Genomic DNA, 23,770 nt, shown 5'->3' on the forward strand with positions numbered 1-23,770 from the left:
TGGTAAGATACTAGAGTATCTTTATTATTGTGGGAGGAAGACTAGGTAAGTCTTCCATTTTAACCGCATCACGGAATCAAGGAGGTTTTGACCGTGGCAAAGAAAGTTATTAATGTTGTTAAATTGCAAATTCCAGCTGGTGCAGCAACACCTGCTCCCCCAGTTGGTCCTGCATTGGGTCAAGCCGGCATTAACATTGTTGGTTTTACTAAGGACTTCAATGCAAGAACTGCAGACCAAAAGGGTATGATTATCCCTGTAGTTATTACTGTATATGAAGATCGTTCATTCGAATTCATTACTAAGACTCCACCTGCAGCTGTTTTATTAAAGAAGGCAGCTAAGGTTGAAAAGGGTTCTGGCGAACCTAACACTAAGAAGGTTGCTAAGGTAACCAAGGCTCAAGTTAAGGAAATCGCTGAAACCAAGATGCAAGACCTAAACGCAGCTGATGTTGAAGCAGCAATGCGCATGGTTGAAGGTACTGCTAGAAGCATGGGCTTCGAGGTAGAAGACTAAGGCTTACTAGGAACGTCGGATCGTTAATTAAAGTTAACGAATCAAGTGGGAGAGCTAAGAGGGCTCGTTTGACCACATTTGCAAGGAGGAATTTCGCATGCCAAAGCATGGTAAACAATATTTAGAAGCTGCTAAGAAAGTAGAAAAGAACAAGTTTTACTCAGTAGCTGAAGCAATGAAGCTTGTTAAGGAAACTTCATACGCAAAGTTTGATGCAACTGTTGAAGTTGCTTACAACCTTTCAGTTGACCCTAAGCAAGCAGACCAACAAATTCGTGGTGCCTTAGTTTTACCTAACGGTACTGGTAAGACCCAAAAGGTTATCGTTTTCGCTGAAGGTCCTCAAGCTGAACAAGCTAAGGAAGCTGGCGCAGACGAAGTTGGTTCTGACGAATTAGTTGAAAAAGTTCAAAACGGTTACTTAGACTTTGATGTTGTTATTGCAACACCAATGATGATGGCTAAGGTAGGTCGTCTTGGTCGTGTCTTAGGTCCTAAGGGCTTAATGCCAAACCCTAAGACTGGTACTGTTACTATGGACGTTAAGAAGGCCGTAGAAAACGTTAAGGCTGGTCAAGTAGAATACCGTGTTGATAAGCAAGGTTTAATCCACGCACCAATCGGTAAGGTATCATTCGAAGAAGACAAGTTAGTTGAAAACTTCGATGCTTTAAGAGACGTAATTTTACGTGCTCGTCCAGCAAGTGCTAAGGGTCAATACGTTAAGAGCGTAGCCGTTAGTGCAACTTTTGGTCCTGGTATCCACCTCGACCCATTAAACTTGAAATAATAAAGTTTAAAAACAAACAAAAAGGAATCGCAGATGCGATTCCTTTTTTTCATGCCTTAATTTTTTGGAAAAATAATTGCTAGGGTAAACCAATTATCTTTTTCTTGAACTCTAAGGGTACCATTATACTTCTTGGTCACGTAAGAAATACTCTTTAATCCATAGCCGTGAGGGTTGCGCCGATCTTTTTTGGTTGTTTGAGGCAAGCCATCATCAAATTTATTAGTGTTTTCAGTGTAATTTTCAAGTTGGTAAATGATGAAATTAGCTTGATCAAAAATTTTAAGCTTAATAATACGGCGCTCTGGGTCTTTTACTTGTTCACAAGCTTCAATTGCATTATCGAGCGAATTACCAATTAAACTGCACAAGTCCATGGTTTCGATATGATTTAGTAATTTGCCGTTAGCGATGACAGTGAAGTTGATATTTTTGTTGATGCAATAGGCATTTTTCCTGGTTAAAATGACATCAATTATTGGATTGCCAGTTTTAACATCAGCCTTGAATTGTTTAATATCATTTCTCAATGAATCGATATATTCTTGGCGTCGCTTATCGCTACTTTCAAGGGCAATGATATCTAATTGATGCTTTAGATCGTGAAAACGGCGGTTCACAGTCTCACTACTTTCCTTGTAGGCTTGGTATTGTTCATATTGGGAATTGAACATATTATTAATTTGAATTAAATCGTTTTTAAGGGTTAGTTCATAGCGTTGATTTTCAATTAAACTGAAAACCATAATCCCGCACAGGTCGATGAAGGTACGCATCATATAGATGGTAGGATTATTCCCCAGAGAAAAATAGGTGTTTTTCAATACAAAGCCAATATTTGAAGCCGCAAAAATCATAGCCGCAATTAGGACTGCATGTAAGGCGTCACTGCGCGTTAAGTTCTTGGCAAGCGTCTTAACTTTAGTCTTATTGGCTAATTTGTAGTCCAGCAAGTAATAAAGCAAAAAGCCAACGGCACAAAAAATTGTTTTTACCCACAAATTACGGTTTAGCTTGAGGTATAAGTCCCAGTAACAGCAAATCTGCCACAATAAAGAGGCTAAAAACTCAGCTAGAATAAAGGCTTTGCAGGTTAAATAAGTAGTAGTGGCGATGTTTTTAAGGCTTAACTGCCAAGTGCAAAGAAGCATCCAGCTGAAATTTATTAACATGCCAAACAGCCAACCTTCAATTGGAAAGGTTCCTGCCCAAACTTGTAATAGTACCTGCCCAACCCCAGAAAGCACAATAATAGTACCGTTTTTGAAATTTAATTGGGGCTTGAATAAAAGCAAGGCAATATACAAAAAGCTAGACCATTCCGCCAGGGCTGTGATTATTCTGGGGATATTAGGGAAAATCAGACTTGGCATCTTTAAACCCCCATTCCCAGATAAGCAGTCAAAGCCTGCATAAAGGCCTTTTTTCTGGGCCGGCTGATAGTTAGGTTATATGGCCCAACTTGGACCATGCTAGCTTTAACCCCATCGACATGCTTTAAGTTGACGATGTAGCAATTATTGCAACGGAAGAAACCTTTGTCGCTTAGAAGTTTTTCCATGTTTTTCATTGATTCGAACATATCAATGATTGTTTCTTTACCATCATATAGGTGTAAGTGAAGATAATGAGCTTCACTTTCAACATAATAAAGGCGGTTTAAAATGATTTTTTTCAGTCCATCAGTTGAATTAACTGTAATTGAAGTTTCCCGCAACTTAATTAGTTCCCGCACCTTCTTAAAGTGCTCGGCCAAACTAAAGTATGACAAGGGCTTGAGTAAAAAGTCGCTGGCATTGACCTGGTAGCCGTCGATGGCGTATTGGACATAATTGGTTAAAAAGACAATAATTACATTTGCATCTTTAGCGCGAATCTTTTTGGCGGCGGTCATTCCATCCATATGAGGCATCTGCACATCAAAGTAGATTAAGTCGACCCCTTCTGGGTAGTTGGTAACAATATCAAGCCCATCTTGGAAGGTAATGATATCAAAGATTTCATCGCTACTTGTTTCTATTTTTTTCAAATATTTGAGTAACTTATCTTTGTCAGTTTGATTATCTTCAACAATTGCAATTTTCAAGCTACTTCCTCCTTACTTATCTAACAGTTAATTATACCTAGCTTGACAATGATTGAAAGCGCTGCAAGCAAATAATGTAAAAACTGGTGCAAAATATGCACCCAATAATAAAAAGCGCTTACATGGATAGTAGACTAACTGTAGATGAAAGAACGGGGGATTTAAAATGCTTAAAAATCAAGCAATTATTGATAAATTAACCCTTAAAGAAAAAGCTAGTCTCGTTTCAGGAAAAAACGAATGGGAGACTTATAGCGCTAATGGAAAGGTGCCGACAATTTTCATGTCGGATGGCCCTTTAGGCTTGCGGAAGCAAAGCGGCGCAGGTGACCACTTAGGCTTAAATGCCAGTGAAAAAGCCACTTGTTTTCCAGCTTCTGCAACCTTAGCCAATAGCTGGAATCCTAACTTAACAAAAAAAGTTGGCCAAGCTTTGGCACGTGAGGCTCAAAGGCTGCACGTGAACCAAGTGTTAGGACCAGCTTTAAATATTAAGCGCAATCCTCGTGGTGGACGTAGCTTTGAATATTATAGTGAAGATCCTTATTTGGCCGGAAAAATGGCTGCAGGGATGATTCAAGGGATTGAAAGTGGTGGCGTTGCTGCTACACCAAAGCACTTTGCCGTTAATAGCCAAGAAACTCGCCGGATGGCAAGTGATTCTGTGGTGGATGAACGCACGCTTCATGAATTGTATTTGACCAATTTTGAAATTGCAGTCAAAGAAGGTAAGCCATCTGCCATTATGAGTTCATATAATGAAATTAATGGAACCTATGCCAATGAAAATGAAGGTTTGTTAACTAAGAGCTTGCGACACGATTGGGGCTTTGATGGCTATGTGGTAACTGATTGGGGTGGCGATAATGACCACGTTAAAGGCCTGCAAGCAGGTAATAACTTGGTGATGCCAGGTTTGTCTTGGCAAGGCGCACAAGAAATTGTCGCTGCAGTTGAAGCTGGCAAGCTGAAAGAAAGTGTTTTGGACCAGCGAGTTGACGAATTAATTAGCGTTATCTTGAAGTTGAAACACAGTGAAAAGACGATTAGTGACTTTTCTTGGGATGAACAACATAAGATTGCGCAAAAGGCAGCTCGGGAGTCAATTGTCCTTTTGAAAAATAATGGTATCTTGCCATTAAAAGCTAATACCAAGGTTGCTTTAATTGGAGACTTTGCCAAGACTCCTCGCTATCAAGGGGCAGGATCGTCATTGATTAATGCTCAAAATGTGGAAAACATGTTAACGACTAGCAAGAATTATCCACTGAATTTAGTTGGTTTTGCACAAGGCTATGAACGGAGTGGTCAAGAAAATCAAGCTTTACTTGATGAAGCCAAAAAGCTGGCTAAAACGGCTGATGTTATCGTGGTTAACATGGGGCTTGATGAAGGCAGTGAATCTGAAGGCTTAGACCGGCCAAACTTGTCCTTACCAGCAAACCAATTACATTTAGTTAATGAATTGAGCAAACTGGGGAAAGAATTAGTTGTAGTGCTTTCTGGCGGTAGCGTGATTGAATTGCCATTTGTGGATAAGGTAAGTGCTTTAGTTCATGGCTATTTAGGTGGTGAAGCTGGTGCAAGTGCCGTTTGGGATGTCTTAACTGGTAAGTATAATCCAAGCGGTCGCTTAAGTGAGACTTATCCCCTTAAAGAAAGCGATATTCTATTTAATCAAGACTTCCCAGAAAAAAAGCGGCATGCATATTATCGTGAAGGGCCATTTGTTGGTTATCGCTATTTTGACAGTGTTAATCAAGAAGTCCTCTTCCCATTCGGCTTTGGCTTGAGTTATACCAAGTTTGACTTAAGCAATTTTATGATTGATGAAAAAGGTGTCAGCTTCAAGGTTAAAAATATCGGTTTGCGTTCAGGTAAAGAAACCGTCCAAATGTACGTTGGCAAAAAAGATTCCAACTTAATTCGCCCAGCTAAGGAGTTAAAGGGTTGGATTCAAGTTGAGCTAAGAGCTGGTGAAAGTAAGGCTTGCCGGATTAAATTTGATGACAAGACCTTCCGCTTTTGGGATGTAGCTGATAAGTCTTGGCAAGTTGAAGCAGGTAAGTATCAAGTATACCTGGGTGAAAATGTGGAAAACATTGCTCAGACCTTAACCATTAGCCGTGAGGGAATTACCTTGCCTGAAATTACTAATGCTAGCTTAGTTAAGTATGAGCGACTTCAACTTGATCAAACCGACCTTACCGACTTTAGTCAGCTCTTAGGCCACAAAGTACCAGAAAATACCGTTAAAGAGCTCCTTGACTATAATGATCCACTAAGTGACATGCATCATGCCAAAAGTGGATTAGCCAGAATAGCCGCAAATTATTTGAAGAAGAAGATTAACCAAAGCATTGTGGCAGGTAAGCCAGATTTGAATTTCTTATTTAATTACAATATGCCATTCAGAGCCATGCCGAAGATGACACATGGCATGGTAAGTAAAGCGATGGCTGAAGATATTTTAACCATAGTAAATGGCCACTTCTTCAAGGGATGCGGACGTTTGATCGGTGATTACTTCAAAAATCGCAAGCTGACCAAGGCTAATTCTTGGTATCAAGAAGGTGAATAAAATGGAAAAAGAACAAACTGGCTTTATCGGAGCTATCAAAAAATGGAAGGCGCAACACCCTGATTTATATCAGTTTATTGCCTTTAACATTTTAAGTAACTGTGCCACTATCACTAACTTTGTAGTTTTATGGCTCAGCACCATGATTTTCTTTAAAAACATTACTACGCCATTTAAGTGGTGGATTTTTAACTACCAGGACCCATCCACTGGTGGATTAGGCGGATTTTATGCCTTTTTACTAGCATATGTCTGTGCACAGATTGTGAATTATCTAGTGCAAAAGAATTTGGTCTTTAAGGCCACATTCGGACCTAAAAAGTTGTTTTGGTATATTGTGACAGTTGTTTTTGCCGGAATCGTTTCTATCTGGTTACCACCATATGTAATCAAAGTTTTAAGTCCAATCATTCATGGTTTTAGTGCAACTGTTGCGAATATTTTGAACATTGTGATGCAAGTTATTATTAACTGGCCAATGCTTAAGTTCGTTGTTATGAAAGACTAGATTTGGAGGAGAATCTCAAGTGGGATTCTCCTTTCTTTATTGTCTAAAAACAGAAAAACACGTTATAATAATTAAAACTAACATTTATTTTGGAAATGAAGAGATTAGATCCTTGGAAAAAATACTAAGTATTATCGTACCTTGTTACAACTCACAAGATTATTTAGAAAAATGCGTAAAATCACTGGTCGCAATTAAATCAGATGTGGAAATTCTGTTAATTGATGATGGTTCAAAGGATAGCACCCCACAGATGATTGACCAGTTTGCAAAGCAGTATCCAGACTTAATTATTCCAATTCACCAAAAAAATGCCGGCCATGGTGGCGCGTTGAACACTGGTTTTGACCATGCTAGCGGTGACTATATTAAAGTTGTTGATAGCGATGACTGGGTTGATTTAACTGCATATCATAAGATTGTTGATTTTTTAAAGGGACTTAAAGCTAAGAAGCAAACGGTTGATTTGTTAATTAGTAACTATGTTTATGATAAAGTTGGCGCTAAGCACAAGAAAGTGATTCATTTTCCGCATTTGCCTAAAAAGAAATTTTTCGGATGGGATGATGTGAAGCTTTATCTTGGACAATATTTGATGATGCACTCACTAATCTATCGCCGAGAAGTTATTACTCAGCGAGCACATTTACGCTTACCTGAACATGTATCTTACGATGATAACCTTTACGTCTTTGAACCGCTACAATTTGTGCGTAAAATGTATTATCTTGATGTTGACTTTTATCATTACTTTATTGGTAGAGAAGACCAATCAGTTAATGAAAGTGTGATGCTTAAAAAGATTGATCAACAGTTGCTCATCAACAAGCGGATGATTAAGTTCTATTCTGAGCATATTGATTCCGAAACTTCGCTTGGTAAGTACATGAAGTTTTATTTGGAGATAATTACAGCAATATCTTCTATTATCTTGATTCGTGGCGAACAAGCAGAATACCTCGATAAAAAAGATGAGTTGTGGAACTACCTTAAGATTAAAAGTCCTAAAGTTTACAAGTCCTTACGTAAACGTCCGCTAGGTTTATGTATGCACTTACCAGGTAAGGTTGGACGTAAGGCGGCCAGTGGATTATATGGAATTGCGAGATTGATTTATGGCTTTAATTAAAGCGATTAAACGAAATAGCATTTTGCTATTTCTTTTTTTATGCAGAAAATGATTGAAAAAGCACAGGTTTTGTTGTAAGCGATTACAGAAAGCGGATGCAAGGTAAAATAAAATTGTTAAGAAAATCGTTAGGTAAAGAGGTTATGACGATGAAAAATAAAAAATTAAGAAGTATGCTAATCTCTGTTGGTACTATTATTGCTTTAGTACTAGCTGTTTGGGGAATTGGCACAGTCGTAATAAACAACTTGAAAGCTCAAGGCGTTGTTACTGATCAAGATATTCAAAGTACTTTGCAAGTGGGGATGGGAAACATTCTTCCAATTGCAATCGTATTAGGATTAATTATTGTATTAATCATAGTATTTTGGAATCGGAGTAATAAATTCAACTTCTGGTTAAAGTGGGAATCATTTATTGTATTTCTAATTACCGTAGTTGTTTCAATTAACACTTTGCTTTTTGGCCCACTTCAAGGCTTAATGAATGCTAATAATTCTGGCATGGCAATTAAGCAGGTAAAAAAGAGCTTAGTTGCTAAGTCAGACAATCTTTCAAAACAAATCGTTAATGAAGGTTCGGTCTTACTTAAAAACGAAAATGATTACTTGCCAATCAAAGCCCAAAAGTTAAATGTCTTTGGATGGGCTTCAATTTCACCTATTTATGGTGGTACAGGATCTGGACAGAGTAATAATCAAGGAGCAATTGATATTTATAAAAGTTTGAATAGTGCTGGCTTTAGAACTAATAATGAATTGAAAAACTTTTATACTAAATATCAAAAGACAAGACCAGTTGGCGGAATGAATGATACTGATTGGTCTTTGCCTGAACCTAAAATTTCATCATATTCAAAGACAATGATGAAAAAGGCTGAAAAATATTCTGATACTGCATTAGTAGTGATTACTCGTCCAGGTGGTGAAGGGACAGACTTACCAACTGATCCTAGTCATATTAAAGCTCCACAAAAGTATAATGGCCATAAAGACGATTGGAAAGGTGGTAAGAACTATCTAGAACTTACTACTACTGAACGTGGTATGCTTGATGTGGTTAACAAGAAGTTCAAGAATGTTGTTGTGTTAATTAACTCATCTAACGCAATGGAACTAGGCTTCTTAAAAGAATACAGTCATATTAAGGCTGCACTTTGGATGGCAGGTACTGGAACGAAAGGCTTTAGCGCCTTGGGTAAAATCTTAAAAGGTGAAGTTAACCCATCAGGTAGAACTTCAGATACTTATGTCTATGACTTAAAGAAGACACCTACTTACAACAATTGGGGCGCATTTGAATACACTGATAAATCTGCTGCCTTTAACCACTATGTGGAAAACATTTATGTTGGTTACAAGTATTGGGAAACTAAGTATACTAACGATAATTCTGGCTATGAAAAAGCTGTTCAATTCCCATTTGGCTACGGCTTGTCTTACACCAAGTTTGAACAAAAGATGAGCAACTTAAGCAAGGGTAAGAATGGTAACTTTAGCTTTGACGTTACTGTAAAGAACACCGGTAAGCGTGCAGGTAAGGATGTTGTTGAAGCTTACTTCACTGCTCCATACACTAATGGCGGAATTGAAAAATCAGCAACTAATTTGCTTGATTTTGCTAAAACTAAGAACTTAAAGCCAGGTCAAAGTCAAAAGCTTCACTTTAGCTTTAACCAAGCACAAATGGCTTCATATGATAGCTCAAATGGTGGTGCATACGTTCTTGATCCTGGTCAATACCAAATTCAAATCAAGAAGAATGCTCACGATGTAATTGATAGTCAAAACTTATCAATTGGTAATAAGATAACTTATAATGCAAATAACAAGCGTCCTGGGGATGTTGTTGCTGCAAGTAACCACTTCCAATACGCTCAAGATGATGGTAGTCACTTTACTTACTTAAGTAGAAAAGATAACTTCGCTAACTACAATGAAGCTACTAAAGCTCCAGGTAAGATTAGTCTTCCAGCATCATTGCAAAAATCAGCAACTATTACCACTAGTTACAAAGAACCAAGGGCAACGGGGAAGATGCCTACACAAGGACAAAATACTGGCCTGACCTTATCTGACCTTAGAGGTAAGCGCTATAACGATCCTAAGTGGGAGAAGCTCTTGAATCAAATGACCATTGACGATATGAATAATCTAATTGCGTATGGTGGTTATCAAACCTTCCCAATTAAGTCTATTGGTAAAGTTGGTACTTTAGACTTTGATGGTCCTGCAGGTTTTTCAAGTTTCTTTGCTAAGAACTTAAACACTACTGGATTCCCATCAGCAACAATGATTGCTTCAACTTGGAACAAAGATCTCGCTAAAAAGCGTGGCGAATTAGTTGGTAAGCAAGGTAATCAAGCAGGTATCACCGGTTGGTACGGCCCAGCAATGAATATTCACAGAAGCGCCTTTGGTGGACGTAACTTTGAATACTACTCAGAAGACCCAACTCTAGCTGCTAATATGGCTGCTAACGAAATTAAAGGTGCACAAAAGTATGGCGTATACGCTTATATGAAGCACTTCGCTATGAATAACGCTGAAACTAATCGGAATTACATGAGTATGAAGACTAAATCAATGTCTTCAGACATGGAATGGAATACTGAACAAGCAATTCGTGAAATTTATCTCCGTCCATTTGAAGCAGCAGTTAAGACTGGTGGTACGCGGGCAGTTATGTCAGCCTTCACTATGATTGGTAACCGCTGGAGCGGTGCTAATGATGCCTTGTTAAACAAGACCTTAAGAAATGAATGGGGCTTCAAAGGTTTTGTTGAGACTGACTATTATGTACCAGGAACTATGGATGCAACGCAATCAATCTTAAACGGTGGTAACTTAATGCTTTCAACTAATGGTGTTGGTGCTAAAGTTAAATACACTAATAACCCAACTGTTGTTAGAGCTATGAGAAAGGCTTCAAAGGGTATCCTTTACTCAGTAGTTAACTCAAATGCTTATGCAAGTGCTAACTACAAGAAGGGGCAAAGTGTAATGTGGCCATATCAAAAACAACTTGTTAACATCACAATTGGTGCTGCAGTTGTAATCGCTGCCTTACAAGTATTAGCAATTTATTTATACAGAAGAAAATACATGGTAAAATAAAAATATGTAAATTCTAAAAGCATCTCGCGCTAAACGGGGTGCTTTTTCTTAGAAAGATTTGGAGATAAAAATGAAGCAATATTTAGTTTTCGATATCGGTGGTACTAACTTAAAGTATGCCATGCTTGATGCAGCCGGTAATATCGTAGAAAAGAATAAAAAGCCAACTGTTAAGACCGGCTTGCAAGAATTTTTGAACGAAATGTATGAAATCGCTGATTCATACGCAGGCAAGTTCAAGGGGATTGCAATTTCTTGTCCTGGTAAAATTGATGTGGATAACAAGATTATTCACTTTGGTGGTAGTTTGCCATTTTTAGATGGTGTAAATGTCCAAAAGTTATTCGGTGACAAGTACCAAGTTCCGGTTAGTGTTGAAAATGATGGTAAGGCTGCTGCACTTGCTGAAATGTGGCTTGGTGCCTTGAAGGATGTTGTTAGTGGTGAAATGCTAACTTTAGGTTCTGAAGTTGGTGGTGGGATTGTTGTTGGTGGACAATTGATTCACGGTGCTCACTTCCAAGCTGGTGAACTTAGCTTTATGCGTTATGACATGAATTGTGATGACTGGAGCGGTTTTACTGGTCAAAAGGGTTCTGCAGTTAACATGATTAAGCGTGTGAATGAAGCTTTAGGTAATAGTGACTTAGAAGATGGTCAAAAGGCCTTTGAAGCAATTAATGCTGGGGATAAAACTGCAATGGCAATCTTTACTGACTACTGTCGTGACGTTGCAAATATTATCTTGTCAGTTCAAGCCGTAGTTGATGGCGCTAAGGTAGTTATTGCTGGTGGGATTAGTGCCCAAGAAATTGTGATTAAGACAATTAATGAACAATATGATTTCTTAGCTAAGAAGTTCTACCGTGTTGGTAATGAATTGACCAAGCCTGAAATCGTGCGTGCACAGTTTGAAAACGATGCCAACATTTTTGGTGCACTTTACGCTTTGCTTCTTGATGTTAACGGTCAAAGTGACGAAGCAAAATAATGATAAATAAAGCTTGACATTTACCTTGGAAGTTGGTAGATTAGATAGAGTAAATTCTACCTAAGACTCGGGTGACGAATAGACGTCTCAAAATCCCGCCGAGGCCAGAAGATAATGTTGAGTTCAAAGCTCCATGTCTCTTGGCATGGAGCTTTTTTAGGCCTTATAGAATTTATATAAATCTCATGGAGGTGAATCACTTGAGTAAAGCTGCTATTGCTGCAAAAGAAAAGTTGGTTGATGCTTTTGCTGAAGAACTTAAGGCTGCTAAGGCTATCTTGGTAATTGACTACTTAGGTCTTACTGTTGATGAAGTTACTAACATGCGTAAGGAACTTCGTGATAACGATGTTAAGATGAAGGTTATCAAGAACACTTACTTAAGACGTGCTGCTAAGAAGGCTGGTATCGAAGGTTTAGAAGATACTTTCGTAGGTCCTACTGCTGTTATCTACACTGATAACGCTGATGACGTTACTGAACCAGCTAGAATCGTTTCTAAATACGAAGACGACTTTGATGTAATTAACATCAAGGGTGGTATGCTTGAAGGTAAGCTTACTTCTAAGGAAGAAATCAAGCAACTCGCTTCTATTCCAGGTCGCGAAGGATTGCTTTCAATGCTTGTTTCTGTATTGCAAGCTCCTGTGCGTGACTTCGCTTACGCCGTTAAGGCTGTTGCTGAATCTAAGGACGAAGACTAAGATTCAGATTTGTAATTATTGTAAATTGTATTTAATTTCTAATATCTAAATTTCGGAGGATACTTAAATGGCTTTAGATACTGAAAAGATTATTGAAGAATTAAAGGGTGCTACTATCCTTGAATTAAACGACTTAGTAAAAGCTATCGAAGAAGAATTTGACGTTACTGCTGCTGCACCAGTTGCTGCTGCAGGTGCTGCTGCAGGTGCTGCTGCTAAGACTGAATTCGATGTTGAATTGACTGAAGCAGGTCAAGAAAAGGTTAAGGTTATCAAGGCAGTTCGTGAAATCACTGGTCTTGGCCTTAAGGATTCTAAGGACCTTGTTGATGGCGCACCTAAGGTTATCAAGGAAGGCGTTTCAGAAGACGAAGCTAACGACATCAAGGCTAAGCTTGAAGAAGTTGGCGCAACTGTTACTGTTAAGTAATTTCGCCTTTATATTAAAGGAAGACAATCTACTTTATGTGGATTGTCTTTTTTTTGCTTATTTTTGTTATAATCTTACTAGAAGCGAGGAAAGATATGGCAGAACAATATTTTACTGAAAATCCCAATGTTGAACATGACTTGAAAATAGTTGACTATCACTTAGATGGTATTGATTTGAAATTAACGACTGATGCTGGCGTCTTTTCGAAGAATCGAGTAGATTATGGCAGTGGCGTTTTGATTCGAAATATGTTGGCAGAAAATCCTGTGGCTGGTGATATTTTAGATGTTGGTTGTGGCTACGGTCCAATTGGCCTTTTTGCTGCGAAAAAGTGGCAGCAGCGTCAAGTGGACATGGTTGATGTTAATGAACGGGCAATGGATTTGGCTAGAAAAAATGCTGAAGTTAATGGTGTAAGTAACGTTAACATTTTTGCTTCCAATGTGTATGAAAATGTTAAAGGTAGTTATGCTATGATTTTGACGAACCCACCAATTAGAGCTGGTAAGAGCGTGGTAAGCGAGATTTTGGCTAAGAGTGCTGATCATTTGCTTGCTGGTGGTGAGTTACTAGTTGTGATTCAGAAAAAGCAAGGAGCTCCTAGTGCTAAGAAGTTGATGGAAGCTACTTTTGGTAATTGTGAAATCCTTGAAAGAGATAAGGGATACTACATTTTAAAGAGTGTAAAATAAAAAAGCCGCAGAAGCGGCTTTTAGTTTACTTATACATGATTAAGGTATGGAATCCTTCCATATCTCCTAAGAGGCCTAGATTTTTTAAGGAATCAAATTTGATATCGACAATTTCATAACCGTCATCTTGTAAGTGATTGATGATAGTTCCAACCTGTTCGGTGTATTTGGTTTCAACACCAAAGTTTAGGTTGTTTAAAAACTTGCTAAAGCTGTTAATCATTACGATGTGAACTTTGCCATCTTGTGCAACTAGTTGCGGCTTAACTTCTTTTTCGTAGAGATTAGCACCACTTTGTTTACGTGAGTTTGATAAAAATCCCATTACTGCCACCTCATAATCGAAATTTATAATATATAAGCAATAATAGCTTATGAATGATTTTTTGACAATGGAATTTAGAAAGGACTAACTATGTTTTCGAGTGAAGAAAAAAAGCATTACATGACACTTGCTTTTGATGAGGCTAAAAAGGCCGAAGAACAAGACGAAGTGCCAATTGGTGCAATTGTGGTTGATCCCGATGGTAAGGTGATTGGGCGCGGTTATAACCGGCGCGAGCTTGATAATATCGCTACCCACCATGCCGAAATTTTGGCCATTAATGAAGCTTGTCAAAATTTGAATTCTTGGCGCCTAATTGACTGCAGCTTGTTTGTTACTTTAGAGCCTTGTGCAATGTGCGCCGGTGCAATTATCAATGCCCGGCTAAAAGCAGTTTACTATGGCGCACCTGATCATAAGGCTGGAGCTAGTGGCAGTGTGGTTGACTTGTTTAAAGTTGAGAAGTTTAATCACCATCCTCAGGTTGTCCCTGGACTTTTTAGAGAACAAGCTGGTCAAATGCTAACTAACTTTTTTAGGGCGATTCGGGCCAAGCAAAAGGCAAAAAAAGCCCAAGAAAAAGCAGATGATGCTAGCCAAAATGACGAAAATAAGTTATCATAGTTTACGGGCAATGTTTGACTTTTGAACCGTGTCAGGACCGGAAGGTAGCAGCACTAAGATTGTTCAGGCATGTGCCTTTTATTAGATAATTAACAAGCTCCTAGCAGCACTAGCTAGGAGTTTTTTTACTAAAGGAGTAAAAGATGGCTTATCAAGCGCTATACCGTAAGTGGCGGCCACGGACTTTTGCAAGTGTCGTCGGTCAAGAAGCTATTACCGATACTCTAAAAAATGCAATTATTCGGAAGACTGTTTCCCACGCATTCTTGTTTGCAGGGCCAAGAGGGACTGGTAAGACTTCTTGTGCAAAGATTTTTGCCAAGGCCTTGAATTGTACTAATTTGCAAGATGGTGAACCCTGCAATGAATGTGAGAATTGTAAGAGTGCAGATTTAGGCTCGATGCCTGATATCATCGAAATTGATGCCGCTTCTAACAACGGGGTTGATGAGATTCGGGAGATTCGAGATAAGGTAAAGTACGCCCCAACTCAAGGTAAATATAAAGTATATATTATTGACGAAGTTCATATGCTTTCAATCGGAGCCTTCAATGCCTTACTGAAAACATTAGAAGAGCCGCCTGAGCATGTGGTTTTCATTTTAGCAACAACTGAACTGCAAAAGGTTCCAGCAACAATTATTTCCAGAACTCAGCGTTATAACTTTAAGCGGATTACGCAGGCTGACTTAATTAAGCGGATGGAATATATCCTGGATCAAGAGCAGATTCCATATGAAGAAAAGGCCCTTGAAGTTATTGCTCAAGTAGCTGATGGTGGGATGCGGGATTCGCTCAGTATTTTGGACCAGCTCCTCAGTTTTGAAAAGGGGAAGGTTGAGTATCAAGATGCCCTTGATATTACCGGATTTGCTGCTAGAGAGCAGACTGAACAGCTTTTATTAGATTTATTAACTAAGAAAACGCAAGCTGCTTTAGAGTTAAGTCGCAACTTACTGAAAGCTGGAGCAACAGCTAAAAATATTTTGTCAGAGTTGATAGATTTAACTACTCAGACAGTATTAGTTTTGAAAGCTGGACAAAAGAGTAAGTTTTTAACGGCAGACTTTACAGTGCAAGTTAAAGATGTAGATGAAAAGAGCTTCTTCCAGCTGATTACGGCAGCTAATGAAGCTTTGAATGACTTACGCTATACCAATCAAGAACAAATTGCTTTAGACGTTTTTATTGTTAAGACTAGTCAAGAGCCAAGTACTGCAGCAGTAACTAATAGTGAAACTGCTAATGGCAATGTTTCTCAATTAGAAATAAAAATTAAGAATTTGACTGAACAATTAGCTAATTTAAGTCAAAAAGTCAATAACTTACGTCCTGGAATTAGTTCACAACAAGTCTTTCAAATTGATGATGCACCTAAAGTTAAGAAAGCTAAACAGTCAGAAAAGCCTGCACCTAAACCAGTTAAGAAGAAAAGAGTTAATAATGAACTCAATAAAAAGGCTGTCTATGCAGTTTTAGAAAAGGCGACTAGGAAAGACTTAGAAGCAATTCGGGATGTTTGGCCAGATTTACAATCTGTTTTAGGAGTCTCACAAAGGGCATTGCTTGATGTACTTGAACCAGTTGCTGCAAGTAGTGATAAGGTAGTAATGAAGTGTAAGTATGCCTTATGGTTTGAAAAGACCAGCTCAGATACTGATTTAATGCAATTATTAACCAGTAATCTCTCCAAGTTCTTAAAGCATGATTTAGAAATTGTGTTAGTACCCGATAATGACTGGCTCAGTGTGAGAAAAGAATTCTTAAGTAAGCATAAAGATGAAATCTTACGTCGGCAAAAAGAAAATAAGGCTGAAATCGAATTAGACGATAGCGATAAAGAAGATGAAGCTGCAAAAAAAGTTGTTGATAAGGCCAAAGAATTCTTCGGAGAGGATATAATAAACATTAAAGACTAATAAATAATCAAAGTGAGGTAATAATTATGGGAAAAAGACCTAGTTTTGGTGGCATGGGTGGAATGAACATGCAACAAATGATGAAGCAAGCTAAGAAGTTGCAAGCTCAAATGCAAGAAGAACAAGCAAATATCACAGCTCAAGACTTTGTAGGTAAGTCTGCAGATGATATTGTAATTGCCACTTTTTCTGGCGATAGAAAGTTAAAGGATATTCAAATTAAGCCTGAAGCTATCGATCCGGATGACCCAGATATGTTGCAAGATTTAATCATTGATGCGGTAAACAAGGCTTTAGCGGAAATTGACCAAGCTACTCAGGCAGGTTTAGGTAAGTACACCAAGGGGTTATTTTAATGCAATATCCATTACCAATTGCGCGTTTAATTGAAAGCTACATGAAATTGCCCGGAATTGGTGAAAAAACAGCAACTCGCATAGCCTTTTACACTCTCGATATGCCTGAAGATGATGTGGAGCAATTTGCTCAATCACTTAAAGATGTAAAGACTTTGCTTCATGAATGTTCAATTTGTGGCAATATCACTGAAACTGATCCATGTGCGATTTGTCGCGATAGTAACCGTGATCAAAGCGTCGTCATGGTAGTGGAACAACCCAAGGATGTTATGGCTTTTGAAGAAATGGGCGAATACGATGGACTTTATCACGTTTTGCATGGTGTACTATCACCAATGGAAGGTAAAGGGCCAGAAGACATCAATATCAAGACTTTAATTACTCGTTTACAAAAAAATGATGAGATTAAAGAAGTGATTATTGCCCTGAATTCAACACCGGAAGGTGAATCAACTGCGATGTACATTGCTAAATTACTCAAACCTGCTGGAATTAAGGTGACTCGTTTAGCAAGTGGTTTGGCAGTTGGAACTGACATTGAATATGCCAATTCAATTACTCTAAAAAGAGCAGTTCAAGGGAGAATAAACCTATAATGTTCAACAGAAAAGAAAAAATTAAACAACTAGGTGATGAGCAATTAATGGCAACTATTTCTAAGTTGCAAAGACAACTTTTGAATGAACAAGAACTTGATCCAACTACGCTTGATTATTCTGAAGATAATATAATTGCTGATAAAATTTTGAAGGCTAAGTACAGCTTTTTATATAATGAAGCTCGCCGTCGAAATACTAAATCTAGTGTAACTAACAATGCAATCACACAATAATTAGGTCCAATTTTGGACCTTTTTTTGTATTTTAGACTGTTAATCGGCTTTTCTTTCAAGTAAAATCAATAATTGGAGGTTTACTCAATGAAGTCAGGATATTTTATTACTTTTGAAGGACCAGATGGTGCTGGAAAAACCACAGTTATTAACAAGTTAGTCGATTTACTTAATTTAGGGGACGAAGTTTTATTAACGCGTGAACCAGGTGGTTCAAAGATTGCCGAAAAAATTCGTGAGATTATTTTAGATCCTAAAAATGAAGAAATGGATGACAAGACCGAAGCCTTGCTCTATGCAGCAGCTCGGGCCCAACACTTAGAAGAAGTGATTAATCCAGCTTTAAAGGCTGGAAAGTTAGTCATTAGTGACCGTTATTTAGATTCTTCTTTGGCCTACCAAGGAATGGGCAGAGGTTTAGGAATAGATGCGGTTTATCAAATTAATCAGTTCGCAACTGATGGCTTATTACCTGATTTAACGATTTTGCTTGATTTAAAGCCCGAAGAAGGATTAAAGAGAATTGGCAAATACCGTTCTGAAGATCGGCTTGAATTAGCTGGCTTAGAATTTCATCAAAAGGTTTATACTGGTTATCAAGAAGTTGCTAAGAAATATCCTGAGCGAGTAAAGATGGTTGATGCAAGTCAGTCAGTCGATCAGGTAGTAGCTGATTGCTTGCAACTTATTAAAGAAAAATTACCTAACTTAGTAAAAGGAGAGTAAAAATGAAATTAGTTTATGCAATTGTCCAAAATAAAGATGCTAATCTCCTAGCTAAAAAATTTTCTGAAAATGGAATTAGAGCAACTAAACTAGCATCAACTGGTGGCTTTTTAAGTGAAGGTAATACTACTTTTATTATCGGAATTGCTGATGAAAAAGTAGCAGATGTAATGAAGGTTATCAAAGAAAATTGTCACCAAAGAGAAGAATTTGTCAGTCCAGTTGTTAATTCACATGCTGGTGAATTAACTCAACCAGTTCAAATTAAAGTTGGCGGTGCGATTGTCTTTGTTACCCCAGTTGATGAATTTCGTAGGTTTTAAATGATTGATTTAAAGAATGCAGCGACTAAACCCTGTCAGCTGTTGAAGTCAGCGGTTAATAAAAAGCAATTGGCACATGCATATTTGTTTTCGTCTAAGTTAACACAGCAAGCCCTAGCGACTGCATATTGGTTGGCATGCTTAGTTAACTGTACAGGCGATAATAAGCCAGATGGGACTTGTCGCAATTGCCAAAGAATTCTCTCAGGCAATCATCCAGATGTTTTCTTGGTGCAGCCAGAAGGCCGTAAAAGCCTCTCAATTGAGCAAATAAGACCTTTAAAAGAAGAATTAGCTAAAAGTCCGGTTGAAGGAACCCGGCGCTTTTTCATTGTTGAATCAGCCCAGTTATTAACTATGCCCGCAGCTAATGCCTTACTAAATTTGCTTGAAGAGCCAGTAGCACCAGTAACGACGATTTTGCTAACCAATAATCCAGAGCAAATTTTGCCTACTGTACGTTCAAGAGTTCAAACGATTGAATTTGTTCAAGCTGATACTGATAGTAAGACTAGTGAATTACTTGAATATGGTCTTAGTGAAGCTGAGATAGAAAATTTGGGTGATACAAGTAAGCTTGATCAAAGTATTAAGTATTTCTATCAAGAGCTAATTGCTGGTGATAAATTGGCTTTTGTAAGTGCACATAAGCTTACAAATCAACTTAAAACTAGCGAACAAGAACAATATGTTTGGTTCTGCTTAAAAAAGTGGTGCCAAAAAGACTTAGTTCAAAATCAAGCCAGTGGTCGCTTATTATCCAAATTGGTAGAATGTGATAAAATGCAGGCAAGCAACGTTAGCTTTTTAAATCGATTAGATTATTTAGTTTTAGGATAGTAGGTGAAATAAGGTGGACCCATATACAAAATTGCGACAAATGCGTCAAACACTTGAAGCAATGTCAAAAATGGTCGGAGGATTAGAGGATGATATCCTCAATGCCCTCAAGGAAAATACCGAATTAAAAGTTGAAAACCAACTTTTGCGTGAAAAACTTGATAAAGTAACTGCGAAAAAGACTGATAAAGAAGTTATCAAGAGTCAAAATGGGTTAGAGTCATTACGAAAGATTTATGATTCTGGATATCATATTTGTAATATGTATTATGGTACCCACCGTGATCCAGGAGCAGATTGCATGTTTTGCCTAGATATATTGGATAATTTTGAAAATAGGGGTAAAATATAGTCATGCAAATACAAAGTAGTTTTGCAAATGATGGGGGAAAGCTATATTTGGTTCCAACCCCAATCGGTAATTTAGAAGATATTACACTTCGCGCTAAGCGAATCTTGACTGAGGCAGATTATATTGCTGCAGAAGATACTAGAACTAGTGGAATTATGCTAGATAAGATTGGTATTCATAATAAGATGATTTCTTTTCATAAGTATAATTCTAAGCAGCGAGCACCAGAATTAATTGAAATGATGAAAAATGGCACTGTTATTGCTGAAATTAGTGATGCAGGGATGCCGGTGATTTCTGATCCAGGTTATATTTTGGTTCAAGCCTGTATTGAACATGATATTCCAGTTGTTCCTTTGCCAGGACCATCAGCTTTTGCGACCGCTTTAATTGCTTCTGGCTTTGATGCACAGCCATTTACTTATTATGGCTTTTTACCAAGAAAAGCTAGTGAGCAAAAACCTTTCTTTGAGCAGATGGAAAAAGCACGTGCAACTTCTATTTTTTATGAAGCACCGCACCGCTTGGTTAAGACTTTGACAACTTTAAGTGAGGTCTTGAAGCCTGACCGTGAAATTGTTTGTGCTCGTGAATTAACTAAGATTCACGAAGAATTTGCTCGAGGCAGTATTAGTGAAGTCTTGGATCACTTTAAGACAACTGAACCACGAGGAGAATTTGTAGTACTTGTTTCACCTAATACTGAAGAAGTAGCTGTTTCACTGGCTGATTTAGTTAAGCTAGTTGATGAGTTAGTTGCTAGTGGTAAGAGTAAAAAGGATGCAATTAAAGAGGTTGCTAAAGAAAATGGCGTCTCTAAGAATGATTTATATGATTTTTATCATCAAGGATAAGGTATGGAATATCAAGAAAAGTATCAAATTCAATATGCCGATTGTGATGAGACAGGCACAATTAAATTACAAAATTTAGTTGATGCCTTTATGCATGTTTCAAATCGTCAATTGGAGCATACTAAGGCTAGTTCAAAGGCAATGAATTCTGCCAACTTAGGCTGGGTAGTGACTCAGTATCAAATGGATATTCAGCGTCTTCCACAAGTTGGTGAAGTAGTCACACTTGTTACTAAGCCTACTGGTTATAATCGCTTCTTTGAATATCGTGATTTTTATTTGCGATTTAATGGCCAAGAATTAGTCAAGATTCAAAGTCAATGGGTCATCTTAGATTTGGAAAAGCGTAAGATTGTTCCACCAGATAGTGAGCTAATGGCTAGCTTTGAATCACCGTTACTAGCACATAATCCGCGCTTACCTAGAATAAAAGTGCGTGATAGCTATGATAAAAAGCGAAGCTATCACGTGCGCTATGATGATTTAGATTTAAATCACCATATGACAAATTCCCATTATTTTTCTTGGATGCTAGACATGCTAGAGCGTGAATATTTGAATCAACATGAATTAACCAAGGTTGATATTAAGTTTAGTCATGAAGTTTTGTATGGGCAAGACGTACGTTCAGAGTGTGAACTTGACGGTGATACTAGTTATCATCTAATTTCTCAAAATGGGCAATCATCGGCAATTGCTGAATTTGGATGGAGAAAGCGACAGGATGAAGAACAATAAACTTTCTTTAAAAAAATTAGTAATCATAGCCATAATTGTGGCAGTTAAGCTTTGCTTATCCTCAGTTGCAATTGGTCCGGCCTACTTTAAACTAGGCTTTGCTTTTTTAGGTAGTGTTGCCTTAGGGTATCTAGTTGGCCCCTGGTGGGGTGCAGTTGGTGGCTTTTCAAGTGGGTTGGTTCATTTTATTGTTTTTGGTGATAAGGCTAATTTCTTATTTGCAAGCTTGCTGTCTGCAAGCTTGACTCCACTTATTTATGGTTTATTTTTATATAAATATCCACTTAAGTTTTGGCGAGTGGTCGTAGCTCAACTTGCCGTTAGTGTCTTAATAAATATTGGCTTAACTAACTTCCTTTATGCTTGGCAAAATGGCCTGTCTATCGAAGTTGCTTTTATTCAGCGTTTACCCAAAGAGATGTTACTTCCTTGGGGACAGATGCTTTTGAGTTATTTATTATTATGTTATTTAGTTAGAATTAAATCTAAGGTTATAAATTTTAATTCTTAATGCTGGAGGTAAGTACCTTTGAAGAAATACTTTTTTAAATTAAACTTGAGTCAGTTAGTCTTTCTGGGATTAGTTATAGCCATAAAAATTATTTTAGGGCGCTTTTCCGTTGGACCAGAACTTGTTAAAGTAGGCTTAGGCTTTATTGGTAGTGTTGCTTTAGGCTACTTTTTTGGACCCATTTGGGGTGCAGTAGGTGGCGGAGTTAGTGACTTAGTTTCATCAGCTTTATTTGGTAATCAAGGTGGCTTTTTTATCGGCTTTACTTTGACAGCAATGTTAGGGCCAATGATTTATGGCTTCTTTTTCTATGAGCAACCTAGGAAAATTTGGCGAATTGTTGTTGCTACAGTGACTGTAACTTTTTTGGTTAACATATTGTTAAACACAATTTGGTTACACCTCCTTTATAAGGTCAATTTCCAAGTGGCCTTTAATGCCAGAATCTTAAAGAATTTAATTGTGCCTTGGTTACAAATGATTATCATTTATTTTGTGCTTGATGGTTTGAGCCGAGTAAAAACACGTATGAATAAGTTAGAAAAGAGTAGAATGTAATGAAAATTTTGTCTGTTTCAACGGCAACTAATTTCTTAACAGTTAGCGTTAGTGAAGACGAACAAATTTTAGCAGAATTAGAAGAACAAGATCAGAGAAATCATAGTGAGCATCTTGATCCTATGATTGATCAAATTTTAAAACAAACTAAAATTCCCTTACAAGAAATCGACCGTTTTGCAGTTGCAATCGGACCAGGTTCTTATACTGGTTTAAGAATTGGAATTACCACAATGAAGATGTTTGCTAGCATCTTAAATAAAGAAGTGGTACCAATTTCAACTTTGGCTGCCTTAAGCCAAAATAATGAAGATAAGACGGCTTTAACTTTAGCAGCACTCGATGCTAGAAATGACAACTATTTTGCTGGGGCTTATTTAGCTAAGGAAAATTTAATTGCAGATGGGCACTACCATTTTGATAAGTTATTTGCCAAGTTAAAGGAAGTAGTTCACCAAAAACAAATAAAAAAGCTTGTGGTTTTGGGGAGCAGTTTGGCTAAACATCAAAGTGAAATAGAACAATTACCATGTGAGGTTGAGTTTGGAACTGATACAGCTAATCAAATTCATGCTCACCAAATAGCGTTACTTGCATTAGATGCTATAACTGTAGCACCTGATCAATTAGTTCCAACTTATTTACGCCGAACTCAAGCGGAGATGGACTGGCATGAAAAAACAGGAAAGCCTTTTGAGCCGGATAGCAACTATGTTGAAGAAGTTTAGTCATTTTTTTGAAAAACCGGCCGAAGTCGATTTGAGTTTTAACCCTTATGTTACTCAAATTTCAGGTCATACTTTACAAGTAATGCAAGCTAGTGATAGTAATATTAGTGACTTGCTCAAGCTAGAAGAGAAAGTTTATTCTGGTAGAACACCTTGGAGCTCTTTTTCATTTGCAAGTGAACTTAGAAAATGGCATAACTCAGTCTATTTGGTAATTTATGAAGGAAGCCAGCTAGTTGGTTTCGTGGGCGGAAGATTTATTCCATGCGAAGGCCATATTACTAATATTGCAGTTGACCCTGCTTATCAAAATCAAGGCATTGGAACTTATTTAATGAAATTGATGATTGATATGGCTCGACGTAATGGTGCTAACCAGGTGACCTTAGAAGTACGAGTAGACAATGAAAAAGCCCAAATGCTTTATCGTAATTTAGGATTTGTTGATGGCTTTGTCAGAGTAGGATATTATCGAGAAGATCATGTAGATGGCTTAGAAATGATCTTATATTTGAAGGGAAAGAAGAAGTAA

28 protein-coding genes, 1 other RNA gene and 1 other annotated feature are annotated in these 23,770 nt (G+C 37.8%); of the genes, 26 read left to right on the forward strand and 3 right to left on the reverse strand.

Features of this window, described 5'->3' with window-relative positions:
• Positions 1-93 precede the first annotated feature (93 nt).
• A complete protein-coding gene (rplK, locus tag H628_RS0106675) occupies positions 94-519 on the forward strand; it encodes a 50S ribosomal protein L11 (protein ID WP_006585814.1) in 426 nt (141 codons plus the stop codon).
• A gap of 97 nt (positions 520-616) precedes the next feature.
• On the forward strand, positions 617-1,309 hold the full coding sequence (rplA, locus tag H628_RS0106680; RefSeq protein ID WP_027825766.1) for a 50S ribosomal protein L1: 693 nt from the start codon (positions 617-619) through the stop codon (positions 1,307-1,309).
• A 56-nt stretch (positions 1,310-1,365) separates the two neighbouring features.
• Here rplA and H628_RS0106685 read toward each other — a convergent pair whose 3' ends face one another.
• The gene (locus H628_RS0106685; protein WP_034538441.1) at positions 1,366-2,682 is read right to left on the reverse strand and encodes a sensor histidine kinase; all 1,317 of its coding nucleotides are present in this window, start codon (positions 2,680-2,682) and stop codon (positions 1,366-1,368) included.
• 2 nt (positions 2,683-2,684) lie between these two features.
• A complete protein-coding gene (locus H628_RS0106690) occupies positions 2,685-3,395 on the reverse strand; it encodes a LytR/AlgR family response regulator transcription factor (protein WP_027825768.1) in 711 nt (236 codons plus the stop codon).
• Positions 3,396-3,561: 166 nt separating this feature from the next.
• On the opposite strand from H628_RS0106690, the gene H628_RS0106695 reads away from it, so the two are divergent.
• From H628_RS0106695 to H628_RS0106730, 8 genes are all read left to right on the forward strand, one after another.
• Positions 3,562-5,976, forward strand: coding sequence for a glycoside hydrolase family 3 C-terminal domain-containing protein (locus H628_RS0106695; protein ID WP_027825769.1), 2,415 nt, complete (start codon positions 3,562-3,564; stop codon positions 5,974-5,976).
• Position 5,977: 1 nt separating this feature from the next.
• On the forward strand, positions 5,978-6,484 hold the full coding sequence (locus H628_RS0106700; RefSeq protein WP_034538443.1) for a membrane protein: 507 nt from the start codon (positions 5,978-5,980) through the stop codon (positions 6,482-6,484).
• Between the two features lie 112 nt (positions 6,485-6,596).
• A complete protein-coding gene (locus tag H628_RS0106705) occupies positions 6,597-7,613 on the forward strand; it encodes a glycosyltransferase family 2 protein (RefSeq protein ID WP_027825771.1) in 1,017 nt (338 codons plus the stop codon).
• Between the two features lie 149 nt (positions 7,614-7,762).
• A complete protein-coding gene (locus tag H628_RS0106710) occupies positions 7,763-10,729 on the forward strand; it encodes a beta-glucosidase (protein ID WP_034538445.1) in 2,967 nt (988 codons plus the stop codon).
• 70 nt (positions 10,730-10,799) lie between these two features.
• Positions 10,800-11,720, forward strand: a complete 921-nt coding sequence (locus H628_RS0106715; RefSeq protein WP_027825773.1) for an ROK family protein — start codon at positions 10,800-10,802, stop codon at positions 11,718-11,720.
• Positions 11,721-11,761: 41 nt separating this feature from the next.
• Positions 11,762-11,887, forward strand: a sequence feature (ribosomal protein L10 leader region).
• Between the two features lie 33 nt (positions 11,888-11,920).
• Positions 11,921-12,424, forward strand: a complete 504-nt coding sequence (gene rplJ / locus H628_RS0106720) for a 50S ribosomal protein L10 (RefSeq protein ID WP_027825774.1) — start codon at positions 11,921-11,923, stop codon at positions 12,422-12,424.
• Between the two features lie 67 nt (positions 12,425-12,491).
• The gene (rplL, locus tag H628_RS0106725) at positions 12,492-12,854 is read left to right on the forward strand and encodes a 50S ribosomal protein L7/L12 (RefSeq protein ID WP_006585809.1); all 363 of its coding nucleotides are present in this window, start codon (positions 12,492-12,494) and stop codon (positions 12,852-12,854) included.
• Positions 12,855-12,949: 95 nt separating this feature from the next.
• The gene (locus H628_RS0106730) at positions 12,950-13,549 is read left to right on the forward strand and encodes a class I SAM-dependent methyltransferase (RefSeq protein WP_027825775.1); all 600 of its coding nucleotides are present in this window, start codon (positions 12,950-12,952) and stop codon (positions 13,547-13,549) included.
• A gap of 25 nt (positions 13,550-13,574) precedes the next feature.
• On the opposite strand, the gene H628_RS0106735 is transcribed toward H628_RS0106730, so the two are convergent.
• The gene (locus H628_RS0106735) at positions 13,575-13,874 is read right to left on the reverse strand and encodes a hypothetical protein (RefSeq protein WP_027825776.1); all 300 of its coding nucleotides are present in this window, start codon (positions 13,872-13,874) and stop codon (positions 13,575-13,577) included.
• 90 nt (positions 13,875-13,964) lie between these two features.
• Between H628_RS0106735 and tadA the strand changes: the two genes are divergently transcribed.
• The 16 genes from tadA (at position 13,965) to rimI (ending at position 23,770) form a co-directional block, all read left to right on the forward strand.
• Positions 13,965-14,498: a tRNA adenosine(34) deaminase TadA gene (gene tadA / locus H628_RS0106740; protein ID WP_027825777.1), complete on the forward strand. Its 534-nt coding sequence runs from the start codon at positions 13,965-13,967 to the stop codon at positions 14,496-14,498.
• An RNA gene (gene ffs / locus H628_RS07630) (signal recognition particle sRNA small type) lies at positions 14,493-14,588 on the forward strand. The genes tadA and ffs overlap by 6 nt, the downstream gene beginning before the upstream one ends.
• A gap of 53 nt (positions 14,589-14,641) precedes the next feature.
• Positions 14,642-16,417 carry a DNA polymerase III subunit gamma/tau gene (dnaX, locus tag H628_RS0106745; protein ID WP_027825778.1) on the forward strand — a complete coding sequence of 592 codons (1,776 nt, stop codon included), beginning with the start codon at positions 14,642-14,644 and terminating at the stop codon, positions 16,415-16,417.
• Between the two features lie 26 nt (positions 16,418-16,443).
• Positions 16,444-16,773, forward strand: coding sequence for a YbaB/EbfC family nucleoid-associated protein (locus H628_RS0106750; protein ID WP_027825779.1), 330 nt, complete (start codon positions 16,444-16,446; stop codon positions 16,771-16,773).
• On the forward strand, positions 16,773-17,372 hold the full coding sequence (gene recR / locus H628_RS0106755; protein WP_027825780.1) for a recombination mediator RecR: 600 nt from the start codon (positions 16,773-16,775) through the stop codon (positions 17,370-17,372). Before H628_RS0106750 ends, recR begins: the two co-directional genes overlap by 1 nt.
• Positions 17,372-17,608, forward strand: coding sequence for a YaaL family protein (locus H628_RS0106760; RefSeq protein WP_027825781.1), 237 nt, complete (start codon positions 17,372-17,374; stop codon positions 17,606-17,608). Before recR ends, H628_RS0106760 begins: the two co-directional genes overlap by 1 nt.
• An 87-nt stretch (positions 17,609-17,695) precedes the next feature.
• The gene (tmk, locus tag H628_RS0106765) at positions 17,696-18,334 is read left to right on the forward strand and encodes a dTMP kinase (RefSeq protein ID WP_027825782.1); all 639 of its coding nucleotides are present in this window, start codon (positions 17,696-17,698) and stop codon (positions 18,332-18,334) included.
• Positions 18,335-18,336: 2 nt separating this feature from the next.
• Positions 18,337-18,657 (forward strand): cyclic-di-AMP receptor, encoded by a 321-nt coding sequence (locus H628_RS0106770; protein WP_027825783.1) that lies wholly within the window; start codon positions 18,337-18,339, stop codon positions 18,655-18,657.
• Entirely contained in the window at positions 18,658-19,497 is an 840-nt protein-coding gene (locus tag H628_RS0106775) for a DNA polymerase III subunit delta (protein ID WP_027825784.1), read from the forward strand. It abuts the gene before it with no gap.
• 13 nt (positions 19,498-19,510) lie between these two features.
• Positions 19,511-19,849, forward strand: coding sequence for a DNA replication initiation control protein YabA (gene yabA / locus H628_RS0106780; RefSeq protein WP_027825785.1), 339 nt, complete (start codon positions 19,511-19,513; stop codon positions 19,847-19,849).
• 2 nt (positions 19,850-19,851) lie between these two features.
• Entirely contained in the window at positions 19,852-20,703 is an 852-nt protein-coding gene (rsmI, locus tag H628_RS0106785) for a 16S rRNA (cytidine(1402)-2'-O)-methyltransferase (RefSeq protein ID WP_027825786.1), read from the forward strand.
• A gap of 3 nt (positions 20,704-20,706) precedes the next feature.
• On the forward strand, positions 20,707-21,441 hold the full coding sequence (locus tag H628_RS0106790) for an acyl-[acyl-carrier-protein] thioesterase (protein ID WP_027825787.1): 735 nt from the start codon (positions 20,707-20,709) through the stop codon (positions 21,439-21,441).
• Entirely contained in the window at positions 21,428-21,952 is a 525-nt protein-coding gene (locus tag H628_RS07415) for an ECF transporter S component family protein (RefSeq protein WP_034538448.1), read from the forward strand. The genes H628_RS0106790 and H628_RS07415 overlap by 14 nt, the downstream gene beginning before the upstream one ends.
• Before the next feature lie 18 nt (positions 21,953-21,970).
• The gene (locus tag H628_RS0106800; RefSeq protein ID WP_027825788.1) at positions 21,971-22,510 is read left to right on the forward strand and encodes a folate family ECF transporter S component; all 540 of its coding nucleotides are present in this window, start codon (positions 21,971-21,973) and stop codon (positions 22,508-22,510) included.
• A complete protein-coding gene (gene tsaB, locus H628_RS0106805; RefSeq protein WP_027825789.1) occupies positions 22,510-23,238 on the forward strand; it encodes a tRNA (adenosine(37)-N6)-threonylcarbamoyltransferase complex dimerization subunit type 1 TsaB in 729 nt (242 codons plus the stop codon). Before H628_RS0106800 ends, tsaB begins: the two co-directional genes overlap by 1 nt.
• On the forward strand, positions 23,222-23,770 hold the full coding sequence (gene rimI, locus H628_RS0106810; protein WP_027825790.1) for a ribosomal protein S18-alanine N-acetyltransferase: 549 nt from the start codon (positions 23,222-23,224) through the stop codon (positions 23,768-23,770). Before tsaB ends, rimI begins: the two co-directional genes overlap by 17 nt.

Origin of the sequence: Lactobacillus psittaci DSM 15354 (assembly GCF_000425905.1) — a bacterium.
Taxonomy (GTDB): Bacteria; Bacillota; Bacilli; order Lactobacillales; family Lactobacillaceae; genus Lactobacillus; species Lactobacillus psittaci.